Source organism: Nonomuraea mangrovi, from assembly GCF_042681425.1.
Classification (GTDB): domain Bacteria; phylum Actinomycetota; class Actinomycetes; order Streptosporangiales; family Streptosporangiaceae; genus Nonomuraea; species Nonomuraea mangrovi.
On the sequence record NZ_JBHUFV010000005.1, the window covers coordinates 203,414 to 228,937 of the forward strand.

36 protein-coding genes and 1 tRNA gene are annotated in these 25,524 nt (G+C 69.6%); 14 read left to right on the forward strand and 23 right to left on the reverse strand.

Annotated features, from left to right (window positions below; genetic code table 11):
• Nucleotides 1-11 precede the first annotated feature (11 nt).
• Nucleotides 12-182, reverse strand: a complete 171-nt coding sequence (locus tag ACFSKW_RS05160; protein ID WP_379569655.1) for a hypothetical protein — start codon at nucleotides 180-182, stop codon at nucleotides 12-14.
• A 68-nt stretch (nucleotides 183-250) separates the two neighbouring features.
• Between ACFSKW_RS05160 and ACFSKW_RS05165 the strand changes: the two genes are divergently transcribed.
• Complete coding sequence (locus ACFSKW_RS05165) at nucleotides 251-718, forward strand: cupin domain-containing protein (RefSeq protein ID WP_379569657.1); 468 nt, start codon at nucleotides 251-253, stop codon at nucleotides 716-718.
• An 81-nt stretch (nucleotides 719-799) separates the two neighbouring features.
• On the opposite strand, the gene ACFSKW_RS05170 is transcribed toward ACFSKW_RS05165, so the two are convergent.
• Nucleotides 800-1,366: a TMEM165/GDT1 family protein gene (locus ACFSKW_RS05170; RefSeq protein ID WP_379569659.1), complete on the reverse strand. Its 567-nt coding sequence runs from the start codon at nucleotides 1,364-1,366 to the stop codon at nucleotides 800-802.
• 186 nt (nucleotides 1,367-1,552) lie between these two features.
• On the opposite strand from ACFSKW_RS05170, the gene ACFSKW_RS05175 reads away from it, so the two are divergent.
• Nucleotides 1,553-1,924 carry an ester cyclase gene (locus tag ACFSKW_RS05175; RefSeq protein ID WP_379569661.1) on the forward strand — a complete coding sequence of 124 codons (372 nt, stop codon included), beginning with the start codon at nucleotides 1,553-1,555 and terminating at the stop codon, nucleotides 1,922-1,924.
• Here ACFSKW_RS05175 and ACFSKW_RS05180 read toward each other — a convergent pair.
• From ACFSKW_RS05180 to ACFSKW_RS05195, 4 genes are all read right to left on the reverse strand, one after another.
• Nucleotides 1,921-2,940: a UDP-N-acetylmuramate dehydrogenase gene (locus tag ACFSKW_RS05180; RefSeq protein ID WP_379569663.1), complete on the reverse strand. Its 1,020-nt coding sequence runs from the start codon at nucleotides 2,938-2,940 to the stop codon at nucleotides 1,921-1,923. The two genes, ACFSKW_RS05175 and ACFSKW_RS05180, sit on opposite strands and share 4 nt — an antisense overlap.
• An 11-nt stretch (nucleotides 2,941-2,951) precedes the next feature.
• Nucleotides 2,952-4,379, reverse strand: a complete 1,428-nt coding sequence (locus tag ACFSKW_RS05185) for a hypothetical protein (RefSeq protein WP_379569665.1) — start codon at nucleotides 4,377-4,379, stop codon at nucleotides 2,952-2,954.
• A gap of 455 nt (nucleotides 4,380-4,834) precedes the next feature.
• Entirely contained in the window at nucleotides 4,835-5,074 is a 240-nt protein-coding gene (locus ACFSKW_RS05190) for a hypothetical protein (protein WP_379569667.1), read from the reverse strand.
• Nucleotides 5,075-5,582: 508 nt separating this feature from the next.
• Nucleotides 5,583-6,074, reverse strand: a complete 492-nt coding sequence (locus ACFSKW_RS05195) for a YajQ family cyclic di-GMP-binding protein (protein ID WP_379569669.1) — start codon at nucleotides 6,072-6,074, stop codon at nucleotides 5,583-5,585.
• Nucleotides 6,075-6,216: 142 nt separating this feature from the next.
• Between ACFSKW_RS05195 and ACFSKW_RS05200 the strand changes: the two genes are divergently transcribed.
• Nucleotides 6,217-6,298, forward strand: a tRNA-Tyr gene (locus ACFSKW_RS05200).
• Between the two features lie 105 nt (nucleotides 6,299-6,403).
• On the opposite strand, the gene ACFSKW_RS05205 is transcribed toward ACFSKW_RS05200, so the two are convergent.
• Nucleotides 6,404-6,691, reverse strand: coding sequence for a hypothetical protein (locus ACFSKW_RS05205; protein ID WP_379569671.1), 288 nt, complete (start codon nucleotides 6,689-6,691; stop codon nucleotides 6,404-6,406).
• Nucleotides 6,692-6,817: 126 nt separating this feature from the next.
• Here ACFSKW_RS05205 and ACFSKW_RS05210 point away from each other — a divergent pair, with 126 nt between their 5' ends.
• Nucleotides 6,818-6,967, forward strand: a complete 150-nt coding sequence (locus tag ACFSKW_RS05210) for a hypothetical protein (protein WP_379569673.1) — start codon at nucleotides 6,818-6,820, stop codon at nucleotides 6,965-6,967.
• Between the two features lie 187 nt (nucleotides 6,968-7,154).
• Here the strand turns inward: ACFSKW_RS05210 and ACFSKW_RS05215 are convergent, their stop codons facing one another.
• The 3 genes from ACFSKW_RS05215 to ACFSKW_RS05225 form a co-directional block, all read right to left on the reverse strand.
• Nucleotides 7,155-7,613, reverse strand: a complete 459-nt coding sequence (locus ACFSKW_RS05215) for a hypothetical protein (protein ID WP_379569675.1) — start codon at nucleotides 7,611-7,613, stop codon at nucleotides 7,155-7,157.
• Nucleotides 7,610-7,738 carry a hypothetical protein gene (locus ACFSKW_RS05220; protein WP_379569677.1) on the reverse strand — a complete coding sequence of 43 codons (129 nt, stop codon included), beginning with the start codon at nucleotides 7,736-7,738 and terminating at the stop codon, nucleotides 7,610-7,612. Before ACFSKW_RS05220 ends, ACFSKW_RS05215 begins: the two co-directional genes overlap by 4 nt.
• A 139-nt stretch (nucleotides 7,739-7,877) precedes the next feature.
• A complete protein-coding gene (locus tag ACFSKW_RS05225; RefSeq protein WP_379569679.1) occupies nucleotides 7,878-8,819 on the reverse strand; it encodes a hypothetical protein in 942 nt (313 codons plus the stop codon).
• Between the two features lie 109 nt (nucleotides 8,820-8,928).
• On the opposite strand from ACFSKW_RS05225, the gene ACFSKW_RS05230 reads away from it, so the two are divergent.
• Genes ACFSKW_RS05230 through ACFSKW_RS05260 form a run of 7 tightly spaced genes read left to right on the forward strand, consistent with a single transcriptional unit; the run spans nucleotide 8,929 to nucleotide 13,460 of the window.
• Nucleotides 8,929-9,264 carry an ArsR/SmtB family transcription factor gene (locus ACFSKW_RS05230; protein WP_354922652.1) on the forward strand — a complete coding sequence of 112 codons (336 nt, stop codon included), beginning with the start codon at nucleotides 8,929-8,931 and terminating at the stop codon, nucleotides 9,262-9,264.
• Between the two features lie 11 nt (nucleotides 9,265-9,275).
• Nucleotides 9,276-10,520, forward strand: coding sequence for a GNAT family N-acetyltransferase (locus ACFSKW_RS05235; RefSeq protein WP_379569681.1), 1,245 nt, complete (start codon nucleotides 9,276-9,278; stop codon nucleotides 10,518-10,520).
• A 53-nt stretch (nucleotides 10,521-10,573) separates the two neighbouring features.
• Nucleotides 10,574-10,921 (forward strand): ArsR/SmtB family transcription factor, encoded by a 348-nt coding sequence (locus ACFSKW_RS05240; RefSeq protein ID WP_379569683.1) that lies wholly within the window; start codon nucleotides 10,574-10,576, stop codon nucleotides 10,919-10,921.
• Nucleotides 10,918-11,631, forward strand: a complete 714-nt coding sequence (locus ACFSKW_RS05245; protein WP_379569685.1) for an MIP/aquaporin family protein — start codon at nucleotides 10,918-10,920, stop codon at nucleotides 11,629-11,631. The genes ACFSKW_RS05240 and ACFSKW_RS05245 overlap by 4 nt, the downstream gene beginning before the upstream one ends.
• Nucleotides 11,632-11,679: 48 nt before the next feature.
• Nucleotides 11,680-12,360 (forward strand): arsenate reductase/protein-tyrosine-phosphatase family protein, encoded by a 681-nt coding sequence (locus tag ACFSKW_RS05250; protein ID WP_379569687.1) that lies wholly within the window; start codon nucleotides 11,680-11,682, stop codon nucleotides 12,358-12,360.
• A gap of 3 nt (nucleotides 12,361-12,363) precedes the next feature.
• Nucleotides 12,364-13,014: an arsenate reductase ArsC gene (locus tag ACFSKW_RS05255; protein WP_379569689.1), complete on the forward strand. Its 651-nt coding sequence runs from the start codon at nucleotides 12,364-12,366 to the stop codon at nucleotides 13,012-13,014.
• A 41-nt stretch (nucleotides 13,015-13,055) separates the two neighbouring features.
• Nucleotides 13,056-13,460: an arsenate reductase ArsC gene (locus ACFSKW_RS05260; RefSeq protein ID WP_379569691.1), complete on the forward strand. Its 405-nt coding sequence runs from the start codon at nucleotides 13,056-13,058 to the stop codon at nucleotides 13,458-13,460.
• A 98-nt stretch (nucleotides 13,461-13,558) separates the two neighbouring features.
• On the opposite strand, the gene ACFSKW_RS05265 is transcribed toward ACFSKW_RS05260, so the two are convergent.
• On the reverse strand, nucleotides 13,559-14,137 hold the full coding sequence (locus tag ACFSKW_RS05265; protein ID WP_379569693.1) for a hypothetical protein: 579 nt from the start codon (nucleotides 14,135-14,137) through the stop codon (nucleotides 13,559-13,561).
• Complete coding sequence (locus ACFSKW_RS05270; RefSeq protein WP_379569695.1) at nucleotides 14,119-14,457, reverse strand: PadR family transcriptional regulator; 339 nt, start codon at nucleotides 14,455-14,457, stop codon at nucleotides 14,119-14,121. Before ACFSKW_RS05270 ends, ACFSKW_RS05265 begins: the two co-directional genes overlap by 19 nt.
• Nucleotides 14,458-14,544: 87 nt before the next feature.
• Here ACFSKW_RS05270 and ACFSKW_RS05275 point away from each other — a divergent pair, with 87 nt between their 5' ends.
• Both ACFSKW_RS05275 and ACFSKW_RS05280 read left to right on the forward strand, forming a co-directional pair.
• Nucleotides 14,545-15,048, forward strand: a complete 504-nt coding sequence (locus ACFSKW_RS05275) for a hypothetical protein (RefSeq protein ID WP_379569697.1) — start codon at nucleotides 14,545-14,547, stop codon at nucleotides 15,046-15,048.
• A 171-nt stretch (nucleotides 15,049-15,219) separates the two neighbouring features.
• Nucleotides 15,220-15,654 carry a TSUP family transporter gene (locus ACFSKW_RS05280; RefSeq protein ID WP_379569699.1) on the forward strand — a complete coding sequence of 145 codons (435 nt, stop codon included), beginning with the start codon at nucleotides 15,220-15,222 and terminating at the stop codon, nucleotides 15,652-15,654.
• Nucleotides 15,655-15,714: 60 nt separating this feature from the next.
• Here ACFSKW_RS05280 and ACFSKW_RS05285 read toward each other — a convergent pair whose 3' ends face one another.
• The 8 genes from ACFSKW_RS05285 to ACFSKW_RS05320 all read right to left on the reverse strand — a co-directional run bounded on the left by ACFSKW_RS05285 (nucleotide 15,715) and on the right by ACFSKW_RS05320 (nucleotide 22,930).
• The gene (locus ACFSKW_RS05285; protein ID WP_379569701.1) at nucleotides 15,715-16,929 is read right to left on the reverse strand and encodes a M28 family metallopeptidase; all 1,215 of its coding nucleotides are present in this window, start codon (nucleotides 16,927-16,929) and stop codon (nucleotides 15,715-15,717) included.
• A 328-nt stretch (nucleotides 16,930-17,257) separates the two neighbouring features.
• Complete coding sequence (locus ACFSKW_RS05290) at nucleotides 17,258-18,283, reverse strand: ArsO family NAD(P)H-dependent flavin-containing monooxygenase (protein WP_379569703.1); 1,026 nt, start codon at nucleotides 18,281-18,283, stop codon at nucleotides 17,258-17,260.
• Nucleotides 18,280-18,648 (reverse strand): metalloregulator ArsR/SmtB family transcription factor, encoded by a 369-nt coding sequence (locus tag ACFSKW_RS05295; RefSeq protein ID WP_379569705.1) that lies wholly within the window; start codon nucleotides 18,646-18,648, stop codon nucleotides 18,280-18,282. Before ACFSKW_RS05295 ends, ACFSKW_RS05290 begins: the two co-directional genes overlap by 4 nt.
• 31 nt (nucleotides 18,649-18,679) lie before the next feature.
• Nucleotides 18,680-19,900, reverse strand: coding sequence for an MFS transporter (locus ACFSKW_RS05300; protein ID WP_379569707.1), 1,221 nt, complete (start codon nucleotides 19,898-19,900; stop codon nucleotides 18,680-18,682).
• Nucleotides 19,897-20,166, reverse strand: a complete 270-nt coding sequence (locus ACFSKW_RS05305; RefSeq protein ID WP_379569709.1) for a hypothetical protein — start codon at nucleotides 20,164-20,166, stop codon at nucleotides 19,897-19,899. Before ACFSKW_RS05305 ends, ACFSKW_RS05300 begins: the two co-directional genes overlap by 4 nt.
• A gap of 17 nt (nucleotides 20,167-20,183) precedes the next feature.
• Nucleotides 20,184-21,581 (reverse strand): FAD-dependent oxidoreductase, encoded by a 1,398-nt coding sequence (locus ACFSKW_RS05310; RefSeq protein ID WP_379569711.1) that lies wholly within the window; start codon nucleotides 21,579-21,581, stop codon nucleotides 20,184-20,186.
• A 27-nt stretch (nucleotides 21,582-21,608) separates the two neighbouring features.
• The gene (locus tag ACFSKW_RS05315) at nucleotides 21,609-21,746 is read right to left on the reverse strand and encodes a hypothetical protein (RefSeq protein WP_354922619.1); all 138 of its coding nucleotides are present in this window, start codon (nucleotides 21,744-21,746) and stop codon (nucleotides 21,609-21,611) included.
• 98 nt (nucleotides 21,747-21,844) lie between these two features.
• Complete coding sequence (locus ACFSKW_RS05320) at nucleotides 21,845-22,930, reverse strand: flavin-containing monooxygenase (RefSeq protein ID WP_379569713.1); 1,086 nt, start codon at nucleotides 22,928-22,930, stop codon at nucleotides 21,845-21,847.
• Nucleotides 22,931-23,011: 81 nt separating this feature from the next.
• On the opposite strand from ACFSKW_RS05320, the gene ACFSKW_RS05325 reads away from it, so the two are divergent.
• Complete coding sequence (locus tag ACFSKW_RS05325; protein ID WP_379569715.1) at nucleotides 23,012-23,386, forward strand: ArsR/SmtB family transcription factor; 375 nt, start codon at nucleotides 23,012-23,014, stop codon at nucleotides 23,384-23,386.
• Between the two features lie 158 nt (nucleotides 23,387-23,544).
• Here ACFSKW_RS05325 and ACFSKW_RS05330 read toward each other — a convergent pair whose 3' ends face one another.
• The 3 genes from ACFSKW_RS05330 to ACFSKW_RS05340 form a co-directional block, all read right to left on the reverse strand.
• The gene (locus tag ACFSKW_RS05330; RefSeq protein WP_379569717.1) at nucleotides 23,545-24,003 is read right to left on the reverse strand and encodes a DUF5990 family protein; all 459 of its coding nucleotides are present in this window, start codon (nucleotides 24,001-24,003) and stop codon (nucleotides 23,545-23,547) included.
• Nucleotides 24,004-24,021: 18 nt separating this feature from the next.
• Nucleotides 24,022-24,213: a hypothetical protein gene (locus ACFSKW_RS05335; protein WP_379569719.1), complete on the reverse strand. Its 192-nt coding sequence runs from the start codon at nucleotides 24,211-24,213 to the stop codon at nucleotides 24,022-24,024.
• A 182-nt stretch (nucleotides 24,214-24,395) separates the two neighbouring features.
• A complete protein-coding gene (locus ACFSKW_RS05340; RefSeq protein ID WP_379569721.1) occupies nucleotides 24,396-25,259 on the reverse strand; it encodes an RNase H family protein in 864 nt (287 codons plus the stop codon).
• Nucleotides 25,260-25,524 lie beyond the last annotated feature (265 nt).

Here is a 25,524-nt window from a genome sequence, read left to right on the forward strand (position 1 = left end):
GGGCATGCCCTTCACCCGGCCCGCGCCTCCTCGGCGAAGGTGAGCAGGACCTGCGCGCCGCCGCCGGGAGCGTTCATGTAGGTCGGCGTGCACCCGATCAGGCGGGCCTGGCCCGCGGCGACGGTCAGCCCAGGCCGACGCCCGCCCCGCGCGCGGCCGAGCCGGTGCCGGGAGGGGCGCACGACCCCAGCCGAGATCGGGCGAGCCACCCGAGAACATCGAGATCCCACCGCTCTGCCAGAATGCGGTCATGATCGAACACGAGGTTCCCGCGCCGCGCCCGCTGCTGCGCCGCCCCGAGGACGGCGAGCTGATCGATGTCGCCGGGGTGGCGCACTTCTTCCGGCTGACCGGCGAGCACACGGGCGGGCGCTTCGCGTTCGAGGAGTTCACCCTGGAGGCGGGGATCGTCGGGGCGCGTCCGCATGTGCACGCGGAGCACGACGAGTACTTCTACGTCCTCGAAGGCGAGTTGACCCTGCACAACGGGGACGGAGAGGTCACCGTGGGGCCCGGGCACCTGCTGTCCGCGGTGCGCGGAACGCCCCACGGCTTCCGCAACGCGGGTACCGGAACGGCACGGGCGTTGTGCCTCTACACTCCCGCCGGATACGAGGGATACTTCCGCGACGTGCACGCCGCCGTGGCCGCGGGCGCCGAGGTGACGGACGAACTCCTCGCCGAGTTCCGCGCCCGCTACCGCACCGCCTCGCACTGAAGGAGATCACGGCGGCCCAGGGCTGACCGTCCGGGGCTCGCGGTCCGCGGCCGGTCCTGAGCCCCGCGCGGCGACCATGCCCTAGAAGAGGGGCTCCAGCAGGAGCAGCACGCCGAACACGGCGAAGGCGGCGGCCGCGCCGTACCGGATGACCTTCTCCGGCAGGTGATGGCCGAGCATCCGCCCGACCACGATGGCCAGAGCGTCGGCGGCGACCATGCCCACGGTCGATCCGATCCACGTGCCGAGCCAGCCGTGCTGCGTGGCCAGCGTGATCGTGGCCAGCATCGTCTTGTCGCCCAGCTCGCTGAGGAAGAACGCCACCGTCACCGCGATCAGCGCGCTGCGGGTGGTCCGCTTGGCCTTCTGCGCCTCTTCCTCGGTGAGTTCGTCGCCGCGCAGCGTCCACAGCGCGAATCCGAGGAACGCGAGGCCCGCGACGATCGAGATGGCGGTGGTCGGCAGCGCGTCGCCGATCAGCCCGCCGACGGCGACGCTCACCAGGTGCACCGCCGTGGTCGCTATCGTGATGCCGGCCAGCACGGGCCACGGCTTGAAACGGGTGGCGAACGTCATCGCCATCAACTGGCTCTTGTCGCCCAGCTCCGCGACGAAGATCACGCCAAGACTGATCCAGAAGGCTTCCAACGGTCCTCTTCCATACGGCCGGACCAGAAGCGACTCAAAAAGGGCAGCACAACTTCGGCCCGGCGAGATTGCCAGGCCGAAGGTCTCGTCCGCCTGTTACAGGCCCGCGTGACCGGGCAGATGCCAGCATGTCGACCACGCGAATTGAGGACTACTCCCCTTCGGTATTTGGAGTGAGTTTACCCCATGGACAAGCTGTACCGTCGCTGGCTGCTGGAGATGTGGAACGGCGACTTCAACCTGGCCGACGAGCTGGTGGCGCCCGAGTTCGTGGGGCACTGGCCGGGCATGGACGTGCACGGGCCCGAGGGGCTGAAAGGCGCGCTGGCGCAGGGCTTCGAGCCGTTCGCGAACGTTTCGGTCACGCTGGATGCGGGCCCGATCGTCGACGGCGACCTCGTGGCGGCCCGCTGGACGTTCTCCGGTGACCACACCGGCGCCATCCCCGGCGTGGCAGTGACCAGAATCACCTTCAGCGGGCACGACATCCTGCGCGCCGAGGGCGGCAGGTTCGTGGAGTACTGGGTGATCTCCGACACCCGCTGGATGCGTGGCTAGAGCGAGCAGCCGATCAGCGTGGGCTCGTTGACCAGCGTGACGCCGAACTTCTCCCGCACCCCATCGCGGACCTCGCGGGCCAGCGCGAGCAGGTGGGCCGTGGTGCCGTCGCCGTCGGGGTTGGTCAGCGCGAGCGTGTGCTTGGTGGAGATCCGCACGGGGCCACGCGCGTAGCCCTTCGGGAACCCGGCCTGCTCGATCAGCCAGGCAGCGGGCACCTTGACCGTTCCGTCGGGCATGTCCCACCGCGGCGTCCCGTCCCCGAGCGCGGCGGCCTCCTGCGCGGACACGATCGGGTTGGTGAAGAACGAGCCGGCGCTGCGAGTGTCAGGGTCGGCGGGGTCGAGCACCATGCCCTTGCCCCTGCGCAGCTGGAGTACGGCTTCGCGCACCTCGGGCAGCGGCGCCCGCTCGCCGACCTTGTTGACCAGTTCCTTATAGGTGAGCGCACCCGACATCGCCGAAACATCCAGCAGAAAGGTCACGCCGAGCACCACGTACCTGCCGAGGTCCTGCTTGAAGGCGCTCGTCCGGTAGGCGAAACCGCACCGCCGCGCCTCGACGTCGCGCACCTCGCGCGTGCGCCGGTCGTAGATCCGCACGCACCGCACCGTCTGCGACACTTCCTGCCCGTACGCGCCGACGTTCTGGATCGGCGTCGACCCGGTCTGGCCGGGGATGCCCGACATGCACTCCACGCCGGACCAGCCCTCCGCCACGGCGCGCGCCACCAGCGGATCCCAGTCCTCGCCCGCCTCAGCCTCGACGACCATCTGGTCGCCGTCGCGCGAGACCGTCACCCCGCGCGTGGCCACCTTGACGACCAGCCCGTCGAACCCGTCGTCCGACACCACCAGGTTGCTGCCGCCGCCCAGGATCAGCGTCGGTATCTCACGCCGGTCCGCGTCGGCCACCAGGGACACCAGCTCCTCCGCCGTCGTCGCCTCCTCATAGGCGCGCGCGGGCCCGCCCAGGCCAAGCGTGGTGTACGGCGCAAGCAGCCTCTGATCTCCCATAAGCCCCAAGCCTATGAGGAACGCAGCATGCGCAGCACCCTGTCGTAGGTCCTGCGCGACTCCTTGTCCCTGTAGTCGGCGGGAACGTCGTGGTAGCCGTGATGGCGCTCCTGCCGTACAGGGAGCCGCTTGTCGGGGACGACCAGCGGGCCCTCCAGCGCGAGCGACAGCTCCAGGTCGGCGTTGCGGTAATAGCGCGCCTCCTCGGGGAACGCGCCGAGCGCGGCACCCCGCCGTACCGCCATCAGGTACCCCAGCAGCGCTCTCACCTGGCCCGGACCCGCCTCGTGCCACTCCATCCCGCTCTCGTCCGGTTCGACGCCCTTCCAGCCCGCCGCCACCGCGCCATCCTTGATCGCCGCGACCAGCGGCGTCAGCGCGTCACCCTCCAGGACGGTGGAGGTCTCCATCAGCACGTGCACGTCCGAGGTGTCCAACCTCATCAGCGTCGTACGGCACGCGCCCCACTCGGCCGTCCCCCCACGCCAGTGCGGCGCCTCCGCGACATGCCACACGGTGAGCCGCTCGTGGTGATCCTCGGCCAGTTCGTGCAGCACCTCCCCCGCGCCCTCGTGGTTGCCCAGGTCGATGGCGAGGATCTTGGCGTGGGTGTGCTCCAGCAGCGCGGACACGCACCGGCGCACGTCCTCCCCCCAGCCGTCGACCACCAGGCCCACGCCGACCGTCACGTCCGCGGTCTCGATCCGCTGCCGCTCCACGTCGATGCCCGCCTCGTCGAGCCGGTTGACGGCCAGCGAGGAGTCCCAGATCTGCTGGGCGTGCACCATGTCCTCGGCCACCTCGTGCGGATGCCACACATACCGCCCGACCCGCCCGGCCTGCCTGCCTCTTTCCCCCTGCTCAGCCTGCCCGGCCTGCGTGGCCTGCCCGACCTGCTCAGCCCGTTGTGCCTGTTCGGCCTGCCCAGCTCGTTGCGCCTGCTCGGCTTGTCCGGCCTGCCCGGCACGCCCGCCTTGTTCTGCCTGCCCAGCTCGTTGCGCCTGCTCGGCTTGTTCTGCCCGCCCGGCACGCCCGCCTTGTTCTGCCTGCCCGGCCTTGGCGGGTCCACCTCTCGCTGCCTTGTCCCCGCCGGTCACCATGCCGCCCCCGGCCGCCATGCCGCCGCGCTTGCCGGGATCGCCTCGCTGCGCGGGATCCCCGGAGAAGCCCAGCTCAGCCGCCGGGCTGATGGGCGAGAGCTTCCCGCCGGACCGCGGCCGATCGTCCGTCACCGCGCTGATGGGGATCGACCGCACCGACGGCCACATCTCGAACAACGGTTTCACCGTCAGCTCGAAACCTTGCTGTGAGTCGCGGACCAGCCAACCCGCGCGCTCGATCTCGCGCCTGAGCGCGTCGGCGACAGGGTAGTCCCGCTCCGCTCTTGCCTTGGCCCGCCGCTCGGCGAGCTCGACGACGTGTCTCGGCGCATCACTCATGTTCCACGCTTACCCACTCAATTCGCCGAAACGCCGCTTGAAGCCGTATCTCGGAAGCAATCTTGACCAGCGCGGCCGGAGCGCAAGCGCCCAGCGCCCGGACGCCTATCCGGGCGGCCGGCCACGCGCCTCCACCAGCCAGGACCGCGGAGAACACCACGCCGGACGACCATGCCGCCCACGACGACCACCGCGCGCGGAAACACCGGCCTGGGCGAGCGGAGACACCAGCCCGGGTGACAGGCGGAGACACCGGCCCGGATGACAGGTGGAGACACCACCCTGGGTGACGGGCGGAGACACCGGCCCGGATGACAGGCGAAGACACGTCGTCGGCGGCCGACTCTCCCAGGCGCAGGTGGGCCTAGCGGTGGACGGCGACGAACGGCCTGGGTGACGAGCGGAGACACCGGCCCGATCAGCAGCATGGACACCGTGAACGGGCGGAGGAGCGGTCAGGCCGACCAATCCAGGAACGCCTCGCCAGCAGAGACGCCACCCAGCCAGATGGCCACCGCGAGGAACGGCGTCGCCAGCCCCCAGGCGGAACGCGTGCGCACCGCCCATACGGCCACACCCAGCAGCCCCGCCCACACCAGGAGAAGGACGATGATCGCCCAGAGCGGGGCCACCAGCCCGCTCGCCAGGTAGAAGGGCAGCGTGCACAGGTGACCGACCAGTCCCAGCCAACTCACCACTCGAGACACCATGGGCACCCTCAAAGGACTGAGTCCGGACCACGTCTCGTTCACCGTACAGCCGAGGGGCGCAGCGATCAGGGGTTCCGAAGAAGCCAAGCCGGGCGGACATGCCGAACGAGGAGGATCGGCATGTCCCCTTCACCACCGAACGACGGCTCCCATCGGGTCAGCACCGGGCGTGCCACCCGGAGCGCTCGCGCCGAAGGGGTCGTCTCGCAGAAGCGGGCTCACCCAGTGGCCTCGGACGCCGGACCTCCCGTCCCGCATCACCCTCCGGCAGCCTTCGCGGCTCCGCTGATCCACAAGGGCGCCTCGCCTCGGTGAAGACCGTTCAGCTCGCCCTCGGCCGCTCCTCGCCGATGATCACATCGGGAGGAGCGGCCCGAGGCACACGAGAAGACGCGTGCCCTCGCGGACAGCGCGCTGACCGTGTGCCCCGGATGTGCCCTCCACGCTCCTCCCGGCGGCAACCGCCCAGGCCGGAGCCGTGATCCACCCGCTTTCAGCGGTAGTTCGTGAACTGCAGGGCGATGTCGAGATCCTTGCCCTTGAGCAGCGAGATGACGTCCTGCAGTTCGTCCTTCTTCTTGGAACTGACCCTGAGCTCCTCGCCCTGGATCTGGGCCTTGACCCCCTTGGGGCCCTCGTCCCTGATGATCTTCGAGATCTTCTTGGCATGCTCCTGGTCGATGCCCTCCTTGAGGGCGACCAGCAGCCGGTACTCCTTGCCGGACAGCTTCGGCTCGTCGGCGTCGAGGATCTTCAGGGAGAGGCCGCGCTTGACCACCTTCTCCTTGAAGACGTCGAGCGCGGCGTTGACCCGCTCCTCGCTGTTGGCCTTGAGCTCGATGTTGTTCTGCCCGGACCAGCTGATCGCCGCCCCAGTGCCCTTGAAGTCGAAGCGGTGTCCGATCTCCTTGACCGTCTGGTTCAGCGCGTTGTCGACCTCCTGGCGGTCGATCTTGCTGACGATGTCAAAGCTGCTGTCGGCCATCGGTGTGAGTGTCCTCTCTTCGTCCCCTCCGACCTTAGCGACCACGAGGCGCTGGGGTGGGGATCGGGCATGGGACAAACCGATGTCACGCACACCTCCAAAGTCCGCTATTCTTCTGTCTGTCGCCGCGAGCGGATGACACGGCAGGTTGCCCGAGTGGCCAATGGGAGCGGACTGTAAATCCGTCGGCTTAGCCTACCCAGGTTCGAACCCTGGACCTGCCACAGCAGTACGAAGAGGCCCGTCACCAGCGGAAACGCGGTGGCGGGCCTCTTTTGTTCACTCCGGTTGGTTACGGTCGCCTACGGCGATTCACGGTTGATCGTTCCTTATTCGTTCCCTCGGGGAATCATGATCGAGTCGCATCCCAGGATTCGTTTCATTGCCGCCGCTTCCTGGCCATGGATGCACTTGGCATAGACACGCAAGAGAACGTCCACGCTGTGCCCTGCCCACTCGGCGACCTGCGGGGCCGGAACACCGGCGTTGAGCCGCGTGGAGACAGCCGCGTGACGAAGGGCGTACGGGACATCCACAAGGGGCGACTTGAACTCCGCCTCGGTGAACGCCTTCTCGCGCGCCTCGTGGAACACCTTGAGATAGGCGCGGTCAGTCATGAGCCCTCCCCTGGGGCCGATGAAGATCCGTCCACCAGAACCGGTTCCGAATCTCTTGATGTGCTCCCTGAGCAGAGCGCACAACTCAGGTTGGATCGGAACCGGCCTGATCTCCCCCGCCGCCCGGTGCTTGAGCCCGCGCAGCGCCCACTGATCGCGGGTGGGCTCATCGGCAACGCGATCCCGCCGCCCATGGCCGCGGTCCTGACCTGCGCCATCATCGAGGCGATTCTCGGCATCGAGCTGCCCAGGTTCGAGTACAGCCTCGCCGCCTGATAGCGGTAACGCAATCTGCCCAGCCGTGGCGGCGGCGGGGCAGATTGCGTTACCGCCGAGATGCTCACCCCCGAGGCGGTCCCGCTGCCAGGAGCCGCCCGAAAGCGAGAAAGGTAGGGCTGGCGACACTACGAATCGCGCCGCCAACTCCAGACGTGCGCTTGGCTGGAGATTCGGCGCCCGCACCCTACGTCAGGCACTGTTGCATGGTCTTCCGTCGCGAGCCCGTGATCGGGCAGACCCTGAGCTCGCGGCCTGTCTCGTCGACGACCTTCCTGCGTCCCAAGGGCCGCTCGAGCAGGACCGGCACTTCGACGCCACGGAGGATGTCGAGCACGGCAGGCGGCCACAACTCGTCCCGCCACATCTCCAGCAGCGTGCGCCCGGGGGGCGGGCAGGCGTCGCGAAGCACTATCCGAAGCCGAACACCCGCCTCGGACTCGACGGCTTCGACTTTGTCGGTTTGGAGACATGCCGAGTCGCTCGCCCCGCCGAAGACGTGCAGGATGAGGACCCGTCCTTCCACCATGACCGTGTCGATCCGCCCGGGAAAGGGTGGTTCGACCGGCCGGGACTCCCGCATGCCAGCCACCATGGAGACGGCGACGGCCAGCACCAGGAGGCAGCACATGCGCCAGGGGTTCATTTCTTGTAGGTATCCTTGCCGACGGCCTTCATCACGTCATGGATGTCGGTGAAGTAATTGATGCAGGTGGACTGGACAGGGTTGTTGTCGGCGCTTTCGCTGCCGTGGTGAATGCCCTTGGCCACCACGTATCCATCGCTCTTGCGGAAGGTGTAGACCGGGGCGCCTGAGTCACCGTCGATCGTGCACCTTCGTGGCCGCACGAATATGAGGACCGAGCCCTCTCCCAAGTGCGCACGAAGACGTTCTTGATGGCAGATCTGATCACTTCGTCAGAAGTGCAACAGCATCAGGAGTGAGACGGCCAAGGGTTCCGTCGGGGCGCAGGAGGTTACGGCATCCGTCAAGCTCGACGTATGCCTCCGAGTAGCCGGGGTCCAGAATGGCGAAGCGGGTGTGGTGGCTGGGACAGTCACTGGCCGGCGCGCTGTCCAGGGCGGCGAGTAGGGCGCGCATACTACGGCCCTTGAGGATGCGCGAGGACTCGAATCTTCCCCATGGAATGTCCACCGGGTCAGGCCTGTCAGAGGTCTTATTCGCGGTACGGAAGATGCATACCCGCAGGCCCTCGGGTGCGGGGTTCCAGGTACGCGGGCGATTCCGTGTCTGCGGGCCCTTCGGCCGTCCAAAGCGTTGGAGCACGTCCAGATACTTCTTGTAGCAACCGGCCTGGAATGACTTCTCGCTCTCGAGCATCCGGACGGGTATCTGTCCATCCACCTGGAACGGCAGGTGGCGAAGGGCGTCCAAGGCGGAGCGGAATGGCTTTCCACATATCCCGGTCGGCAGCTTGGGCAGCACCGCCTTGCCAGAGGAGTCCACCACGACGAAGTAGTCAACGAGGACGGCTTCCATCGTGCACATCGGGGGAAAGAACGAACTCTCGGAGGGGCGGCGTAGCTCCTTCATCAGCCCGTCGGCCGGGCCGTCGGCGTGCTCCTCGACCACAACCTCCCACTTTCCCTTCCCGGCCAAGTAACGGAACCCCCAGCGGCAGCGGATGACCTGAGCCGTGACGAAGCCGGCGGGGAGCTTCTGGCGGGGCATGGAGAACAAGTCGGGGCTGGGTATCTTCGGGCAGGAAGCGGTGACGACGTGATCCACTTGTGGGATCTTGTCCTCCGCGCTGTCCCGCTCGGTCAGAACAAGGACGGAGAGCAGGGCGAGCACTACCCGAAGAGATCTCATCCCGTTGGGACGTGTCACCCGCCCTCCTTGGTTCGCCGAGAAGGCGATCAAGGGTAAGCCGGTCCCGGGCGTGCTTCAGCACCGCCCCCTAGACCTTGGCTTGATAATCGACTATCGTCGATAATCGATGAATAACGATGCGAAGCCGCTGGACCGGGCCGAGGCCGAGGAGTACGCGAGCTGGTTCAAAGCGCTGGCCGACGCCACGCGCATCCAGATCGTGTCGCTGCTGGCGCGCCGCCGCGAGCCGATGACCGTAGGCGAGATCGTGACCGCCTCGGGCGTCGGCCAGTCGACCGTGTCGCACCACCTGAAGATCCTGGCTGAGGTGCGCTTCGTCCTGGTCGAACGGCAGGGCACCAGCAGCCTGTACCGGATCAACGAGAACTGCGTGAGCTGCTTCCCCACCGCCGCCGACGTGGTGATGGGCAAGCCCGTTCCCGCCACTCCGATCTGCGACTGAAGGAGACAGCCATGGCCCACGACGAGGTCGTCAAGCGATACTCCGGACTCGCTCGCGCGGCGATGACCGGCGAGACGATCATCGACTGTTCGGCCGACGAGTTCGACAAGGGCTGCTTCGGCACCGCCGGCTACGACGACATCGCGGAGCTGCCAGGCGGCGCCGCGCGGGCCAGCCTCGGCTGCGGCAACCCGGTCGCCGTCGCCGAGCTGCGCGCCGGCGAGACCGTGCTCGACCTCGGTTCGGGCGGCGGCATCGACGTCCTGCTGTCGGCCCGCAGGGTAGGCCCGTACGGCAAGGCCTACGGCCTGGACGCCAGCGGCGACATGACCGAGCTCGCCAGGCGCAACGCCGCGGAGGCCGGCGCGGCCAACGTCGAGTTCCTGCACGGCACCATCGAGGCCATCCCGCTATCGGACCAGTCGGTGGACGTCGTCATCTCCAACTGCGTGATCAACCTGTCCGACGACAAGGCGGCCGTGCTCGCCGAGGCCTTCCGCGTCCTACGCCCGGGCGGGCGGCTGGGGATCAGCGACATGGTGACCGAAGGCACGCTCGACCCGGTACGGCGCGCCGCCGCCGAGCAGCGGGTGGGCTGCGTCGCCGGCTCCCTGGAGGTGGCCGAGTACCGCGACCTGCTGCGCTCGACCGGCTTCGTCGGCACCTCGGTCACCCTCACCGCCGACCACGGCGACGGCGTCCACTCGGCCATCGTCCAGGCGGTCAAACCCGCGATCGGCCCTGGCCTGGAGATCCGCCCGATGTGCGAGGCCGACGCGAGCCAGGTGCTGGCCATCTACCAGGCCGGGCTGGACACCGGGCAGGCCAGCTTCGAGACCGTCGCCCCCAGCTGGGAGGGCTTCACCGAGGGGAAGCTTCCGCAGCTGCGCTACGTCGCCGCCGACACCGAGACCGGCGAGGTGGTCGGCTGGATCGCCGCCTCCCCGGTGTCCTCCCGGCCGGTCTACGCCGGGGTGATCGAGCACAGTGTCTACGTCCACCCCGGCTGCCAGGCCCACGGCATCGGCCGCGCCCTGCTGACCGCCTTCATCGCCGCCAGCGAGGACGCCGGCATCTGGACGATCCAGTCCGGCATCTTCCCGGAGAACACCGCCAGCCTCTCCCTGCACCAGGCGCTGGGCTTCCGGATGGTCGGCACCCGCGGACGCATCGGCCGCCAACACGGTCTCTGGCGCGACGTGATCCTCATGGAGCGCCGGAGCTCGGAGGTCGGCGTGGAGGGCGCGTCCATCTGACGTTCATGTCGGCTTGACCATGCTGATATCCATGGACGTCAATATTGACGCCCATGGATGAGCTGACGGTCTTGGACTGCTGCGCGCCCCTGGCGCGAGAACCGCTGGACGAGGAGAGCGCCGCAGGGCCGGCGCGGGCGTTCAAGGCGCTGGGCGACCCGGTACGGCTGCGCATCATCTCGATCGTGTCCGCGCACGAGGGCGGCGAGGCGTGTGTGTGCGACCTGACCGCGAGCTTCGACCTGGCCCAGCCGACGATCAGCCACCACCTCAAGGTGCTCAAGGACGCCGGCCTGCTGACCAGCGAGCGGCGTGCCTCGTGGGTGTACTACCGGATCGTGCCCGACCGGCTCGCCGAGCTGTCCGCCCTCCTCGCCGCACCCGCCGAGGTGACCAAGTGAGGCGCCGGCTGCTGGCCGAGTTCCTCGGCACCGCGCTGCTGGTGACCGTGGTCGTGGGGTCGGGCATCATGGCCCAGACCCTCTCTCCGGACGACGTGGGCCTGCAGCTGCTGGAGAACTCCACCGCCACCGTCTTCGGCCTGGCCGTGCTCATCGTCGTGCTGGGCCCGGTCTCCGGCGCCCACTTCAACCCGGTGGTGTCGCTGGCCGACTGGTGGCAGGGACGGCAGACCGGCCTGGGGCTGCAGACGGGCGAGCTCGGCGGCTACATCGCTGCCCAGGTGCTGGGCGGCATCGGCGGCGCGGTGCTGGCCAACGCGATGTTCGACAAGCCCGCGATCACCTGGTCCACCACGGAGCGGGCGAGCGCGCACCTGTGGCTGGGAGAGGTCGTCGCTACGGCGGGCCTGGTGCTGGTGATCTTCTGCCTGACCCGGTCGGGCGGTACGGCTTTCGCCCCGCTGGCCGTGGGCGGCTACATCGGCGCTGCGTACTGGTTCACCTCCTCCACCAGCTTCGCCAACCCCGCCGTCAGCGTCGGCCGCGCCTTCTCCGACACCTTCGCCGGCATCGCCCCCGCCTCGCTGCCCGGCTTCGTCGTCGCCCAACTGGCCGGCGGCATTATCGGCCTGCTGCTGGTCCACGGTTTGTTCGGCCGCCCGGCGGTGGGCACGGCCGAGCCGGTCGTCCCGCATCCGGACTCCCGCTGACCGGTCGCCGCTTGACGCGGTCATGATTACTCAATAATTATTGACTCAATGAACGCTGACTGGAGTTCTTCGGTGGAGGCCCGAGCGCGAGTGCACGCCGCGCTCGGCGACGCGGGACGGTTGGCCATCGTGGATCGGCTGCTGCTGGGCGACGCGTCGCCGGGCGAGCTCGGCCAGGCGCTCGGCCTGCGCACCAACCTGCTCGCCCACCACGTGAAGCTGCTGCAGGAAGCGGGCGTCGTCGAACGCCACCGATCCGAAGGCGACCGCAGGCGCACGTACCTGCGGCTGGTGCCGCAATCGCTGTCCGGCCTGCTGCCGGCCGCGGCCCGGCCCGCCCCTCGCATCGTCTTCGTCTGCACCCACAACTCCGCCCGCTCCCAGCTGGCCGCCGCCCTGTGGAGCCGCGCCAGCACCGTGCCCGCCACGTCGGCAGGCACCCACCCCGCTTCGCGCGTCCACCCCCGCGCGCTCACCCTGGCCGCCCATCACGGCCTCGACCTCGACCACGCCGCCACCCGCCACGTGGATCAGACGCTGCGCCCCGACGACCTCGTCGTGGCCGTCTGCGACGCCGCCCACGAGCAGCTCCTCGACATCGACCGGCTGCACTGGTCCATCCCTGACCCCGTCCGCGCCGGCGACGACGAGGCGTTCGAACGGGCTTACACCGACATCGCCGACCGCGTCCAACGGCTGGCGCCCGCCGTGCACCCCCCGCAGGAGTGAGCCATGTCCCAGACCTACCGCCACCCTGACCTGTCCATCGATCAGCAGCACGCCCTGTTCACCGCCGCCCGCCGTCTGGCCGAGGAATTCACCGGCACCTTCGGCACCGAGACCATCGAACGGTTCCTGCACACCAGCTACGACCAGTTCGCCATCCACGGCAAGATCCCCAACTATCTGCCGCTCCTGGCCGAACGCTTCGCCCGCCAGCGCCTTCACGCCCTGGCCCGCGTGGAAGGCCACAGCGACGGACGGCCCGTCGTGCTGTTCCTCTGCGTCCACAACGCCGGACGCTCCCAGATGGCACTGGGCTTCTTCCAGCACCTGGCCGCCGACCGAGCGCTGGCCTGGTCCGGCGGCTCGGAGTTCGCCGGCGAGATCAACCCCGCGGCCGTGGCATCGATGGCCGAGCGGGGCATCGACATCGCCGGCGAGTTCCCCAAACCCTGGACCGAGGAGATCGTCCGCGCCGCCGACGTCGTCATCACGATGGGCTGCGGCGATGCCTGCCCCGTCTACCCGGGCAAACGGTACGAGGACTGGGAGTTGGACGATCCGGCGGGCAGGAGCGTGGAAGACGTGCGACCCATCCGCGACGAGATCGAACGCCGGGTCCGCCGCCTGCTCGACGACCTCGACATCCCCGCCGCCTGACCAGCGTGATCAGCAAGACCAGCGAAGGAAGGTATCAACCCGTGAGCGACACCCCCAGCGTCCTGTTCGTCTGCGTCCACAACGCAGGCCGCTCCCAGATGGCCGCCGGATGGCTCGCCCACCTGGCCGGCGACCGCATCGAGGTCCGCTCCGCCGGATCGGCGCCCGCCGACCGGATCAACCCGGTGGCCGTCGAGGCGATGCGCGAGGTCGGCGTCGACCTCACCGACCAGCACCCCAAGATCCTCACCACCGACGCCGTCCAGGCCTCCGACGTTGTCATCACCATGGGCTGCGGCGACGCCTGCCCGATCTTCCCCGGCAAGCGGTACGAGGACTGGAAGCTCGACGATCCCGCAGGCCAGGGCATCGAGGCCGTCCGCCCGATCCGCGACGAGATCCGTACGAAGGTGGAGAGGTTGATCAGCGAGCTCGACGCCGGTTGAGGGGCCCAGGCAACGGCCACGCACGATCGTGGCCGCCAGCTCACCGCCAGCCGCCACGCGATCTTCCGGGGCATGCCCGTGGTTGGCCGAACGGTGCACTACACCGTGAGGACGCCAGGCAGGCTGCGCATGATGGCCAGGATGCGGATCACGCTGGCCGGTATGGCGAGCAGCATGGGCCACCCCGGGCCTGCCGCCAGCAAGGAGAGCGCGGTCAGCGCCAGCATGTCCAAGACGATCAGAGTGGTGGCGCTACCGATCAGAAGGGTGCGGGTGCGGCGGTAGGCACGCTTCTCGCGCACGACCGCGATCAGGACGGCGACGACGGCCAGCAGCGCCGCGCCGTAGCCGACCTTGACCGCGATCGGGAGGGACCAGGCCCAGGCGTGCACGCTGAGCAGGGTGGTAGCCCAGGCAGCCGCCATCAGCGGGCCGGTCAGCAACAGGACCGTGGCGGCGCGCCGCCACGGTGACTGAGCCATGAAGGAGGCGGTGATGGTGTCGGCGTCGCCGAAGTCGGCGAGGGCGGCACGGGCGGCCTGGTCGGGGTCGTTGTGGATGGCCAGCCGCGCCTCGTAGGCCTCGTGCAGTCCGTCGGCCAGCTCCTCGACGACCTGCGGGGGCAGTCGCGCGGCCAGCAGGCCGAGCTGAGTGTCGATCAGCTCGTGGCCGGCCATGTCCGCGCTCCCAGGGCCGCGGTGATCGCGGTGGCGAACTCCTGCCATCCTGCCCGCTCGGTGCTGAGCGCGTCGCGTCCGGCGTCGGTCAGTTGGTAGCTGCGGCGTCTCCGTCCGCTGACGACCGACCAGGTTCCGCTGATCAACCCGGCTCGCTCCAGGCGGTGCAGTGCGGGATACACGGTGCCGGTGGGCAGGTCTATCCGTCCCCCGGTCGCCTCGGCCAGCGCCTCCTTGACCGCGTACCCGTGGCGCGGCCCCTCCTCCAAGGTGGCCAGCAGCAGCCCGTCCAGATGACCTTTCAGCGCTTCGGCCCTCATACGTAGTAACGCTACATCGGGCCTTCCATCAGCACAATCGCCGGAGTAGCGTTGCTACATATAGCAACGCTACCTATGGAGGGCGGCGTGGACGAGATCGATGTCCTCGGGCTACCGGTGCCGAACGCAGGGCCGGTCTTCCTGGCCGCGCTGGTCGTGCACGTCTCGGCCGGTCTGGCGTGCGTGGCCTGCGGGGCGCTGGCCGCACTGTCTCGCAAGGGCGGCACCTGGCATCTGCGTTTCGGCCGCGCCTACCTCTGGGGTCTTGGCGTGCTTCTGGCCTCGGTGAGCGTGCTCGCGGCGATCCGGTGGCGGGAGAACGCACACCTGGCCGCCATCGGCGTGGTCGCTGCGGCAGCCGCCCTCATCGGCTACCTCAACCGGCAGCGCCGGCCCATCCTCCACATCGTCGGGCTGGGCCTGTCCTACGTTACGCTGCTGACCGGCTTCTACGTCGACAACGGCCCCCACCTGCCCTTGTGGGACCGGCTACCCGCCTGGGCTCACTGGCTGGTGCCGAGCTTGGTCGGCTTTCCGCTGATCGCCCGTGCCGTCCGGAGCAGACTCCGTCGCAAGGCGGCAGCGGGATGAACCTCCCTGTCAAGGCCGACCAGCAGATCCAGAAGCCAAGCGCCCGAGAAGGGGGTCGCACGCCATGGCCACCGAGGTGAGGCCGCGCGCTGGGCAACGTTTGCGATAGGAGATGCTGGACGCCGACCCACGCAGATGCGGGGGCGGCGAGCAGTGAGGAGCGTAGGTGGCGTGAGCGCGGATGAAGGCACCGTGCCCATGCGCAGGGTGCGCTCGGCGCCGCTGACCTTCGCGGCCGGAGTCGCGGCCGGATTCGGGATCGGCGCCGTAGCGGCGATCATGGGCGTGGCCGGCGGAGAGCTGCTGATTCCGACGATCGTGTTGCTGTATGCGGTGGACATCAAGGCCGCGGGCAGCCTGTCGTTGCTGGTGTCCCTGCCCACGATGCTGGTGGCCTTCGCCCGCTACAGCCGCGACGGCAGCTTCGCCGTCCTGGGCGCCAACCTCCGCTTCGTCGCGATCATGATTGCCGGCTCGATCGCCGGTGCCCTGCTCGGCGGCCTCCTGCTTGGAATGATCCCTGACCTTGTCCTCATCCCTGTCCTCGCCGCCGTGCTGCTGATCTCGGCGGTCAAGCTCGCCCGTCACACCGCACCGGGCGAGTGACGTTCAGGCCGTCCGCGACGAGATCGAAGGCCGCGTGCGGGCGTTGCTGAAGGAGCTGGCTCAGGACCCGGCGTGAGCCAGCCGCCACACCGTGGCGGTGATCAGCCGGGCTGCGGCCAGGAGCGTGTCCTTGTCGATGCGGTCCGGTGTTTCGGCGGGCGTCTGGTAGCCCGGCATGCCCATCCCGATGCCGAGCGCGGCCAGTCCTGCCGCGGCATAGCGGCGGTTGTCGGAGGCCATGGCCCCTGCTCGCAGCGGCACGCCTGTTTCGCGGGCGGCTTGGTCCACGGTGGCCAGGAGGGCGTGCGCGGGGCCGCCCGCCTCCACGGAGGCGGCTTGGTGCAGCTGAGCCGCTCCATCGAGGTTGATCACCATCGTGTCCGGCGGCACGGTCGGGGCGTGGTGGGCCGAGCCCCAGGCGCCGGCCTCCTCGGCGTCCAGGAAGGCCACCGCCAGGTCGACCGGTACGGCATGCGCGGCGAGCACGCGGGCGGCTTCCAGGATCGCGGCCACGCCTGAGGCGTTATCGGCTGCGGCCGGCAGCCGGCGTTCCGGGTCGTCGCCGACGCCGTCGTAGTGGGCGGTCAGCAGCACGCGCGCAGGCCCGTCGTTAAGGCGGGCGTGCACGTTGCGACCTTCGACGGTGACCGGCCGCAGCGGCATCGATGCCGTCACCTGGACGGCCCCGCGGGCCAGTGCGCCGGACAGCTCGCGGTGAAGATCCGTGCGCAGCGCGACGACGGGGACCGCACGGACGCCTGGCCCGGCGATCATTTTGGGCATCCAGCCCTCGGCGTCGGTACCGCGCGCGGTCAGCACACCGGCCGCGCCGCTCTGCTCGGCTTTGCCGCAGGCTTTCGCCCAGTCGCCGGGTTCGGCCAGGATCCATCGACCGCGGACGTCGGCGTCGTCGGTGTCGGCTACCAGGGGCGCGGTGAGCGGATGAGGAAGCTCCGCGGAGGCCAGGTGCTCGACGAAATCACGCCGGTGCTCCAGCCTTCGCGGCTGCTCGTCGATGGTCCATTCCAGGACCGGCGTGGCATACAGCTCGCGCACGCCGGTGACCGGGAAGGAGACCAGTTCGACCTCGCCGCCCAGATCCCGGAGCTGGGTGGCGAGCCATTCCGCGGCGGACCGCCCGCCGGCCGTGCCCACGCGGCGGCCGGCGAAGCGGTCGCCGGCGAGCTCGCGCACGGTGGCGGTCATCCGCTGGATCGACACCTGCTCAAGGGCGATGGCTGACCCCGGCGCCTGGATGGGCGTGGAGGAGGTCATCCGCAGCATCCGGCCGCGTCGCTGCCCGAGGCAGGAGTGGCGGCAGCCGGCGCCTGTCCGCAGCAGCCGGCAGCGGCCGCATCGGTCGCGGCGGTCTCGCTCCCGCAACAGGTGGTCGCCGCTGCCGCGGCGGACGCCGCATCTGACGCCGGAGCGGGGGCGCCGCAGCAGCCGCCCGCAGGGGGCGGTGTGAAGGCGTCCTGCATGTCGCCGATGAAGCCGCCGGAGGTCTCAGTTGCCATGACGAGATCCTTTCTAGATTCGATGACCATCTAAGCAAAGGCGAGTCTAGCCGCCTACTTAGATGCAAATCAATATAGAAGGACTTCTAATTAAGCTGCAGTTGGCCGGCGATGGCCGTGACCATGTCGCGTGCCGTACGGCCGGCGCCGATGAGGGTGGCGGAGGCGGGGCCGGTCCAGTCGCCGTATCCGAGCAGGTGCAGGCGCGGCTCGCCGATCGCCTGGGTGCCGTGGACAGGGATGAGGCCGTCGGGGCCGCGCAGCTTGAGGGGGGCGAGGTGGCCGAGGGCGGGGCGGAAGCCGGTGCACCAGATGATCGCGTCGCAGTCCCAGGTGGTGCCGTCCGCCCAGGCGACGCCGGTCTCGGTGAGGCGGGCGAACATGGGCTCGGCCTTCAGCACTCCCCGATCACGCGCCTCGCGGACGGGTGGCACGGCGACGATGTCGCCCAGGTCGGCGCCGTCCCCGTGCAGGCGGCGGGTGGCGTGCTCGAACAGCGCGCGCCCGTCGAGCTCGTCGGGCAGTAGGCGGGGCGGGCGGACAGTGACCCAGGTGGTCTCGGCGATGGCGGAGACTTCGGCGAGGATCTGCGCTCCGGAGTTGGCGCCGCCAACGATCACCACGCGCTTGCCGGCGAAGGGCTCCGGGCCGCGGTAGCCGGCGGTGTGGAGTTGCTCGCCGCGGAAGTCGCGCGTGCCCGGGTAGTGCGGGAGAAAGGGGCGCCACCAGGTGCCGGTGGCGCTGATCACCACGCGCGCCTGCCAGGTGCCGCGGCCGGTTTCCACCAGGAGCCGTTCGCCGGCTCGCCGTACCGCCCGCACGGTCACCGGGCGCTGAACCGGCAGGTCGTAGCGGCGCTCGTAGTCGGTGAGGTAGGAGACGGCGCCGGCGGCGCTCGGATAGCCGCCGTCCGGCGGGATCGGCATCATGCGGCCGGGCAGCGAACTGTACTGGGCGGGCGAGAACAGACGCAGCGACGGCCAGACGTGCCGCCACGCTCCGCCGGGCTGCTCCTGGGCGTCGAGGATGACGAAGTCGGCTTTGGCCCTGCGCAGGTAGTAGCCCGCCGCGAGTCCTGCCTGGCCGCCGCCGATGACGACGACGTCGGTCATGCAGGGACGAGGCCCAGGTCGGCCCGCGCGGGCTCGGCCAATGGGGCGAACAGCTCACCCAGCTTGTTCACGGTTTCGGGGATGATCCGGTAGTAGACCCAGGTGCCGCGCCGCTCGCCGTCGATGAGCCCGGCGGTGCGCAGGACCTTCAAGTGGTGGGAGATGGTGGGCGCGGTCAGGTCGAAGGCGTCGGTGAGGTCGCAGACGCAGGCCTCGCCGCCCGCGTGCGAGCCGATCATCGACAGCAGGCGCAGCCGTACCGGGTCGGCGACCGCCTTGAGCAGGACCGCCAGCTCGGCCGCGTCGTCCTCCGACAGCGGCCCGCGCGTGATCGGTGCGCAGCACTGGCTTGTCACGGTGGTCATACGGCACCCCTTACTTCGAAAACTATCGAAATTATAGGCGATGGTAGGCGACCAGAGCCAACGCCGCGGTCGCGCAGGCCAGAGCCACCGCGCCCATCACCCAGCCGTAGCCGACGGCCTGGGCGAGCGCGACCGCTCCGAGCGGGGCCAGAGCCTTGTCGGCGACGGAGAAGACGGCGATCCGGCCCGAGAGCGTGGCGTAGGCGGCCGTGCCGTACCGCTGGACGAGCAGGTGCGGCAGGGTGATGGAGGCGATGCCGAACCCGAGTCCGAACAGCAGCACGCAGCCGATGGCGCCCGGCACCGTACGACCGAGCAGGGGAAGCAGCAGGACGGCGACGCCCTGGAGGGCGAAGATCGTGGCGGCGATGAGGGCGGCGGGCAGGCGGGTTTGCAGGCCGGTGGTGATCAGACGTCCAGTGACCGAGAGCACGCCCAGCAGACCGGCAAGGGTCGCGGCCAGCACCGGGGAGTGCCCGAGGTGGACGAGGTAGGTGACGAGCAGCACCGCCATCACGGACACCGCGCCGCCGTTGGCGGTGAAGGCGATCACGAGCAGCCAGAACGGCCGCCGGCGGGTGGCCTCCTTGACGATCTCTTTCCGCTCCGCGTGCGGCTCCGTGTGGGTACGGCTGCGCAGGACGAACGCGTGCAGCGGGATCGCCGCCACGCCGTAGACCAGGGCCAGGATCACCAGGGCGTGGCGCCAGCCGTAGGCCTCCACGAGCAATCCGGTCAGCGGGATGAAGATGGAGGAGGCGAACCCGGCGACGATGGTGAGCGCCAGCAGGCCATTGGCGCGGCCACGCTCGTTACCGGCATGCCAGGCCACGATGACGGCGAAGGCCGCCTCGTACAGCACCATCGAGCAGGCGACGCCGATGGCGGCGAACACCGCGTACAGCTGCGCCAGGTTGTCCACTCGCGACCAGGCCAGCACCGCTCCCGTGCCGAGCACCGAGCCCACGGTCATGAGCCCGCGCCCGCCGTGGGCGTCCAGCCAGCGGCCGGCCGGCGGGGCACACAGCGCGGCGACCAGAACCGCCAGGGTGAGCGCGGCAGCGACCTGGGCGTTGGAGGCACGCAGCTCGCGGGCCATGGGGACGAGGAAGACCGAGAAGGCGTAGTAGAGCACGCCGTAGCCGGCGGTCTGGGTGATGGCCAGCGCGGCGACGATCTGCCAGCCGTACCGGGAACGCGGCTGACCGCCGCCCCCGAGGTCGGAGGCGACGGTCCTGGCGGTGGAGCTCATTCGCGCTCGCTGGAACAGGAGATGAGCGCCCTTCCCCTTGCCGTCGTCGTCCAGGCGCCCTCGGCTTCGGTGATGAAGCCCTGGGCTTCCAGGCGCCAGGTCAGGGTGCCTGCCATGTGGGCGATCGCTCGGGCGTAACCCGGGTTGGTGCTTGATCGCCGGACACCGACCAGGTGCCGGCCCAGCCGCTCGGTGTCCAGCCGGCCGTGGTCGCAGATGAGGCGCAAGGCCTCCTTCTGCGCTGCGGTCGGATATCCGTCTGACATGGTGATCATCCCTGCTTTCAGCCGCAGCAGCCGCCGCCGTCGGAGGCGCCGACGGTGACCAGCGGCAGCGGGGTGGCCAGCAGGCCGCCGCTGACGCCGGTGGCCAGGCCGACCCGCTGTTCCTGGGCCTCGGCCAGGTTGGAGGAGCATACGCCGGTCTCGGGCAGGTCGAGCTGAACGTCCCGGGCCTCCTCCCAGTCTCCGGCGATCGCGGCGACGACCGAGCGGACCTGCTCGTAGCCGGTGGCCATCAGGAAGGTCGGCGCGCGGCCATAGCTCTTGACGCCGACCGCGTAGTAGCCGGGCTCGGGGTGCGACAGCTCATCGACGCCGTGCGCGGGGACCGTGCCGCAGGAGTGCTGGTTGGGGTCGATCAGCGGGGCCAGCCGGCGGGTGGAGCCGAGGATCGGGTCCAGGTCGAGACGCAGTTCGGAGGCGATGGAGTGGTCGGGCCGGTAGCCGGTCGCGGCCACGATGCGGTCCACGGTCACGGACTGCCCGGCTCCGGACGGGTCCCGGCTGATCACCGTCGCCTGCTCGCCGTCCGTGGTGACGGAGTGGGCGAAGAAGCCGGTCAGCAGGGTGATGCGGCCGGAGTCGACGTGCGCGCGCAGGCGGGTGCCGAGCGCGCCGCGGGCGGGCAACGCGTCGGCGTCGCCTCCCCCATAGGTACGGCCGGCGCTGCCGGCGCGGATGGCCCAGGTGATCTGGGCGTTCTCCAGCTGGGCCAGGGCGAGCAGTGTGGTGGCGGCCGAGTGCCCGGCGCCCACGACGAGGGTGTGCTTGCCCTCGTAACGCTCCCGGTCGGCGCCGAGCACGTCGGGCAGGGCGTGGTCGACGTCGACCGTGTTCTCGCCATGGGCCGGCAAGCCGCTGGCGCCGAGCACGTTGGGGCCGGTGTAGTTACCGGAGGCGTCGACGACGGCCCGGGCCTGCAGTTCCTCGCCGCTCTCCAGGCGGATGAGGAACGGCACGTCCTCACGGCCGTTGGTGCGCACCCGGTCGTAGCCGAGTCGGCTGATCGCGCTCACCTTGGCGCCCAGCCGTACCTTGTCGCCGAAGAGCTCGGCCAGCGGGGCCAGGTAGTCCTCGATCAGCTCGCCGCCGGTGGGCAGCCAGTCGGCGTCGGGCGCCGTCCAGCCGTCGGCCTCCAGGAGACGGCGGGCTGCGGCGTCGATGTTGTACTTCCACGGACTGAACACCCGCACGTGCCCCCACTGGGCGACCGAGGCGGCCACCCGCTGGCCGGCCTCCAGGACCAGGAAGTCCTGACCCCGCTCGGCCAGATGCGCGGCGGCGGCCAGCCCGACCGGGCCCGCACCGATCACCACGATCGGCAGCACGCCGGCAGCGCCGGAGGTCACATTCTGCTCAAGTTCAAGGGAGGCGGTGGTGCCGCAGCAACTGGCGCTCATGATGGCTTCTCCTGGGTCTCGTACGGCTTAGCGGAACAGCAGGATGTCGATGTGGACACGGTCCACGGCGGCCCTGGAGCGGCACGCAGCGTCGCAGACCTCGCCGGTGGCCTCGTTGAAGACGAAAGTCGGGCCCTGGCGGTAGCGGCGGAACCGAGCGCGCATCGCGCACCTCCTGTTTTGAAATTCATCTAAGCAGTGCCTATAGTGCGGCACTGCTTAGAGGGATGTCAAATTAGCTGGATGTCGAATCAGGGTCGGCGTCAGAGGCCGACCAGGGCTGGAGCGTGGCGGGCGTGCGCGGCCACCGGGCCCATGATGTGCGCGGCGTCGGCCGCGACGCCGCGCAAGGTGTTGGAGGCGAACGAGCGTTGGAACTCCAGCCCCAGGTAGGCCAGACCCGGCCGGACCAGGGACAGACCGCCCTGATGCAGCGGCAGGCCGTACTCGTCCAGCGCGCCGAGCGGCGCCAGGTAGCCGAGGTCGGGCAGATAGCCGGTGGCCGGCAGCACCACGTCCACCGGCTCCCGTGCGCCGTCGGCCCACACGACGTGTCCGCCGTCCAGGGCGCTGAACATGGGCCGGCGTGACAGGCGGCCGTCCTCCACGGCGGCGGCGTAGTCGCCCACGTCCACGACCAGACGGGCCCGCACATGGTGGATCAACCAGGCCGGCGGCAGCTTGTCGAAGCCACTGGAGACCAGCCAGTGGTGCACATCCCGGCCGTCGCGCCGCTGCGGCAGGAAGGCCAGCGGCGCACGCGAAGCGATGCTCACCCGCTCGGCCGTCTCGGTCAGCTCGTAGGCGATCTGCACGGCGGAGTTGCCACCACCGACCACGACCACACGCTGCCCGGCCAGATCCTTCGGGCTGCGGTAGTCGGCCGCATGCACCACGCGGCCGGTGAAAGTCTCGGCGCCTGGTAGGTCGGGAAGGATCGGGCGGGAGAAGGAGCCACTGGCGGCCACCACGCCCGCGGCCTCCAGTTCCTGACCGTCCGCGGTGCGCACGACGAATCGCCCGTCCTGGCCCTGCTCCACCGCCTCTACCCGAGTGCTGGTGCGGATCTCCGCGTCCAGGCCGGCCGCATACCTGAACAGGTAGTCGACAACCTCGTCGCGGTGCGGGTAGCGATCAGGGTCGCCGTCGAAATCCAGGCCGGGCATCGCGCTGAAGCGGGCCGGGGAGAACAGATGAAGGCTGTCGTAGTAGTCCGACCAGGAGCCGGTCGGGCGCGGTCCGGCCTCCAGTACCAGGGGCCTCAGGCCGGCTTCGAGAATGGCGCGAGCTGCGGCAAGGCCGGACTGGCCGGCACCGATGACGACGACAGGATGGGTGGGTATGGTCATGCCGGGGACCATATATCTCTGATTTCAGATATGTCAAAGAAGGGATATGATGATGGAATGTCCGGCAGGAGGGAGTCATCCATGCCGCCATCCGCGCCCGACACGGGCCTGGAAATCGCCGAGGAGCAGCAGTCGTGCTGCCCAGCCCCGGCCGAGCCGCAGACGGACGAGGTCGAGCTCAGCCCTGCCGTCCACGCCTTCCTCAAAGCGCTGGCCAGCCCTGTCCGCCAGCGCATCATGCTGCTGTTCGCCAGAGGAACCGAGCTGTCTGTCGGTCAGGTGGCCGAGCTCGCCGACCTCGGACAGCCGCGCGCCTCCGAGCAGCTCGCCGAGCTCAGGCGGGGCGGCATCCTGACTTCCCGCAAGGAGGGCAAAGTGGTGCTGTATCGCGCCGACAAGAAGGCCACCGCCGCGGCCCTGGCCGACCTTCAGAGCTACCTCAAGTACTGCTGCTGACCCACTCCAGATCGCTCACGCCGCTGAGCTCCGCCTTGGGCAGGGCCAGCCCGTGAACATCCCCTGCATTTTCCATGGGGGCCCTGCCGGCACGTCACCGACCTGGTTGACGAGCACCTGGCCCAGATCGAGCAGCGCCTGACGCTCGCCAGCCGCCATCAGCCCGCCGGCGCCGACCACTCCACCAGCGGCGGGCACACCGACGCGCACAACGGCTGACCGCAGGAATCCGTCAGCCCCAGCCGAGCCACCAGCAGTCCGGCGCTCACCGCGCCCTCCAGCACGCCCGCGGGAACACCCTCAAGCCACAGCTTCGCCCGCCGGAACATCGAGAACACCCCGGCGTCATCGACCGTCCCCCACGACAGATACACGAACCGGCCGCCCGGCCTGCCCTGCACGAACGGGCCCCGAAGATCCCACCCCGTCTCCCCACGGGTCGCGGTCGCCTCCAACTCCCAGACCGCTGAGGGGGCGTCTCCTGGATGCAGGTCGAGCAGTTCGTCACGGCGGTCCCGCCGCTGCACACCGACATGGATGTTGCGGTAGCCGGGGAAACCGGGCGCCTGCCCGCATTCCCGCCCAGGCAGGTCGGACGCCTCGATGCGGATCAGCACGACAGCATCATCTCCCGCTCACGGGGCAACCGGCTCGGCTCCCACGGGGATCAGCGCGGCCTTGGTCTGCTCAGCCTGCATCCCGGCATCGGCCAGCAGGCCCGTCAGCCGCCGTACCTCCTGCGTCTGGGCTGCGGGCTGACCGATCAACGCCCGCATGTGGAAGGAGTCTCTGGTCTCCTTGGCCTGCAGCGCCAGCCGGCGGCTCACCCGGGTCAGCCGGTCCTTGGGGCCAATGAGCCACACCGCGCGGGCCGCGTTCTCGATCGCGCCGCGAATCAGCGAAGACTGGGCATGGGTGTGGACGCGTACCTGGGCATTCCGCTCAGCGAGGTGAAGGGCCGCAGTCCGCTGTCGACCTGGGCGCGGGTGAAGGATAGCGGCTCGAGACGTCACCGCTTACCCGCCTTTTCCTGCGTGTGCCACACCTGCAGGAACGCCTCGACCAGGCCCTCTGCGCGTGCGACGCGATCGGGCGGCTTACGCATCGCCAGCTCGGCGAGCGCGTCGGCGGCCTCGTTCAGCGGATGCCCGCTGTGGCTCGATACGTGCTCGACTCGCAGCTGAGGCAGCTCGGCGACGCGGCGCGCGAGCCGTACGAGCGTGGGTTCGTCGGCTTGGATTCGGGGACGCAGGCTGTAGCCCTTCGGCATCCGTTCCACGTCCCCGTCCTGCCAGGAACGCAGATAGCCGATCGCCGTGGTGCTGTCCATCAGCAGCCGCGTCAGCTGGCCTCCGTTGGGGCCGAGACGGTCGAGCAGGAGGGCGACGGCGCGCAGTTCGGACACCAGCACCTTGGAAGCGCCCGTCGGTTCGAGGACCGCGCTGACCTGGTCGCGGGGTGCACTCCATGTCCGCATGCCCCATCGGCCGTCCGTGACGAGGTAGCCGAAGCCGCCTCTGCGCTGCTTGTATGCGGCGTCCGTTGCGGCCACCAGGGGGCCAAGGCCGGTGAAGCCCGGCACCTGACGCGGCTGCGCCTGACTCGGCGCTGTCGCGGAAAGGTGCCGCGCGCAGCTGCTGAGATGACGGTCGCTCACCGCTTCCGTTTCGGCCTGCTCGACCAGCTGCTGGGCGGCTGCGTGGTCGCCGAGGAACGCCGCGTCGAAGGACAGCCAGATGCTCTGCTGTGCCTGCTTGCAGGGATCGCACTGGCCGGTGTCGGCGAGCGCGCGCCTGCGCAGCTTGATCACGCGGTCGCGCAGCGTCTCGGGCAGCAGAGAAAGACAGGAGTCGAACTCGCGAGGAGTGCCCACTCTCTGCACTGTAAGGCTGGTTGGTGCGACGACGTGGTGCTTTGGCTCATCTGTTCCCGCTTCACCGATCAGTCCAGTTCGGCATGATCGCCGAGAGCCGCCGTCGCGGACGCTCAGTAGACAGAACTGAGCGAGCCGTACGCCCTGAGGGCGGACTCCTTGCGGTCGCGCAACGGCAGAGCGCGAATCGGGCGGGCTCCTACGTTCCCTGTCACATCGCGTGGACGACGCGTAGGCAAAACCACGAAGGGAACAGGGAACATGA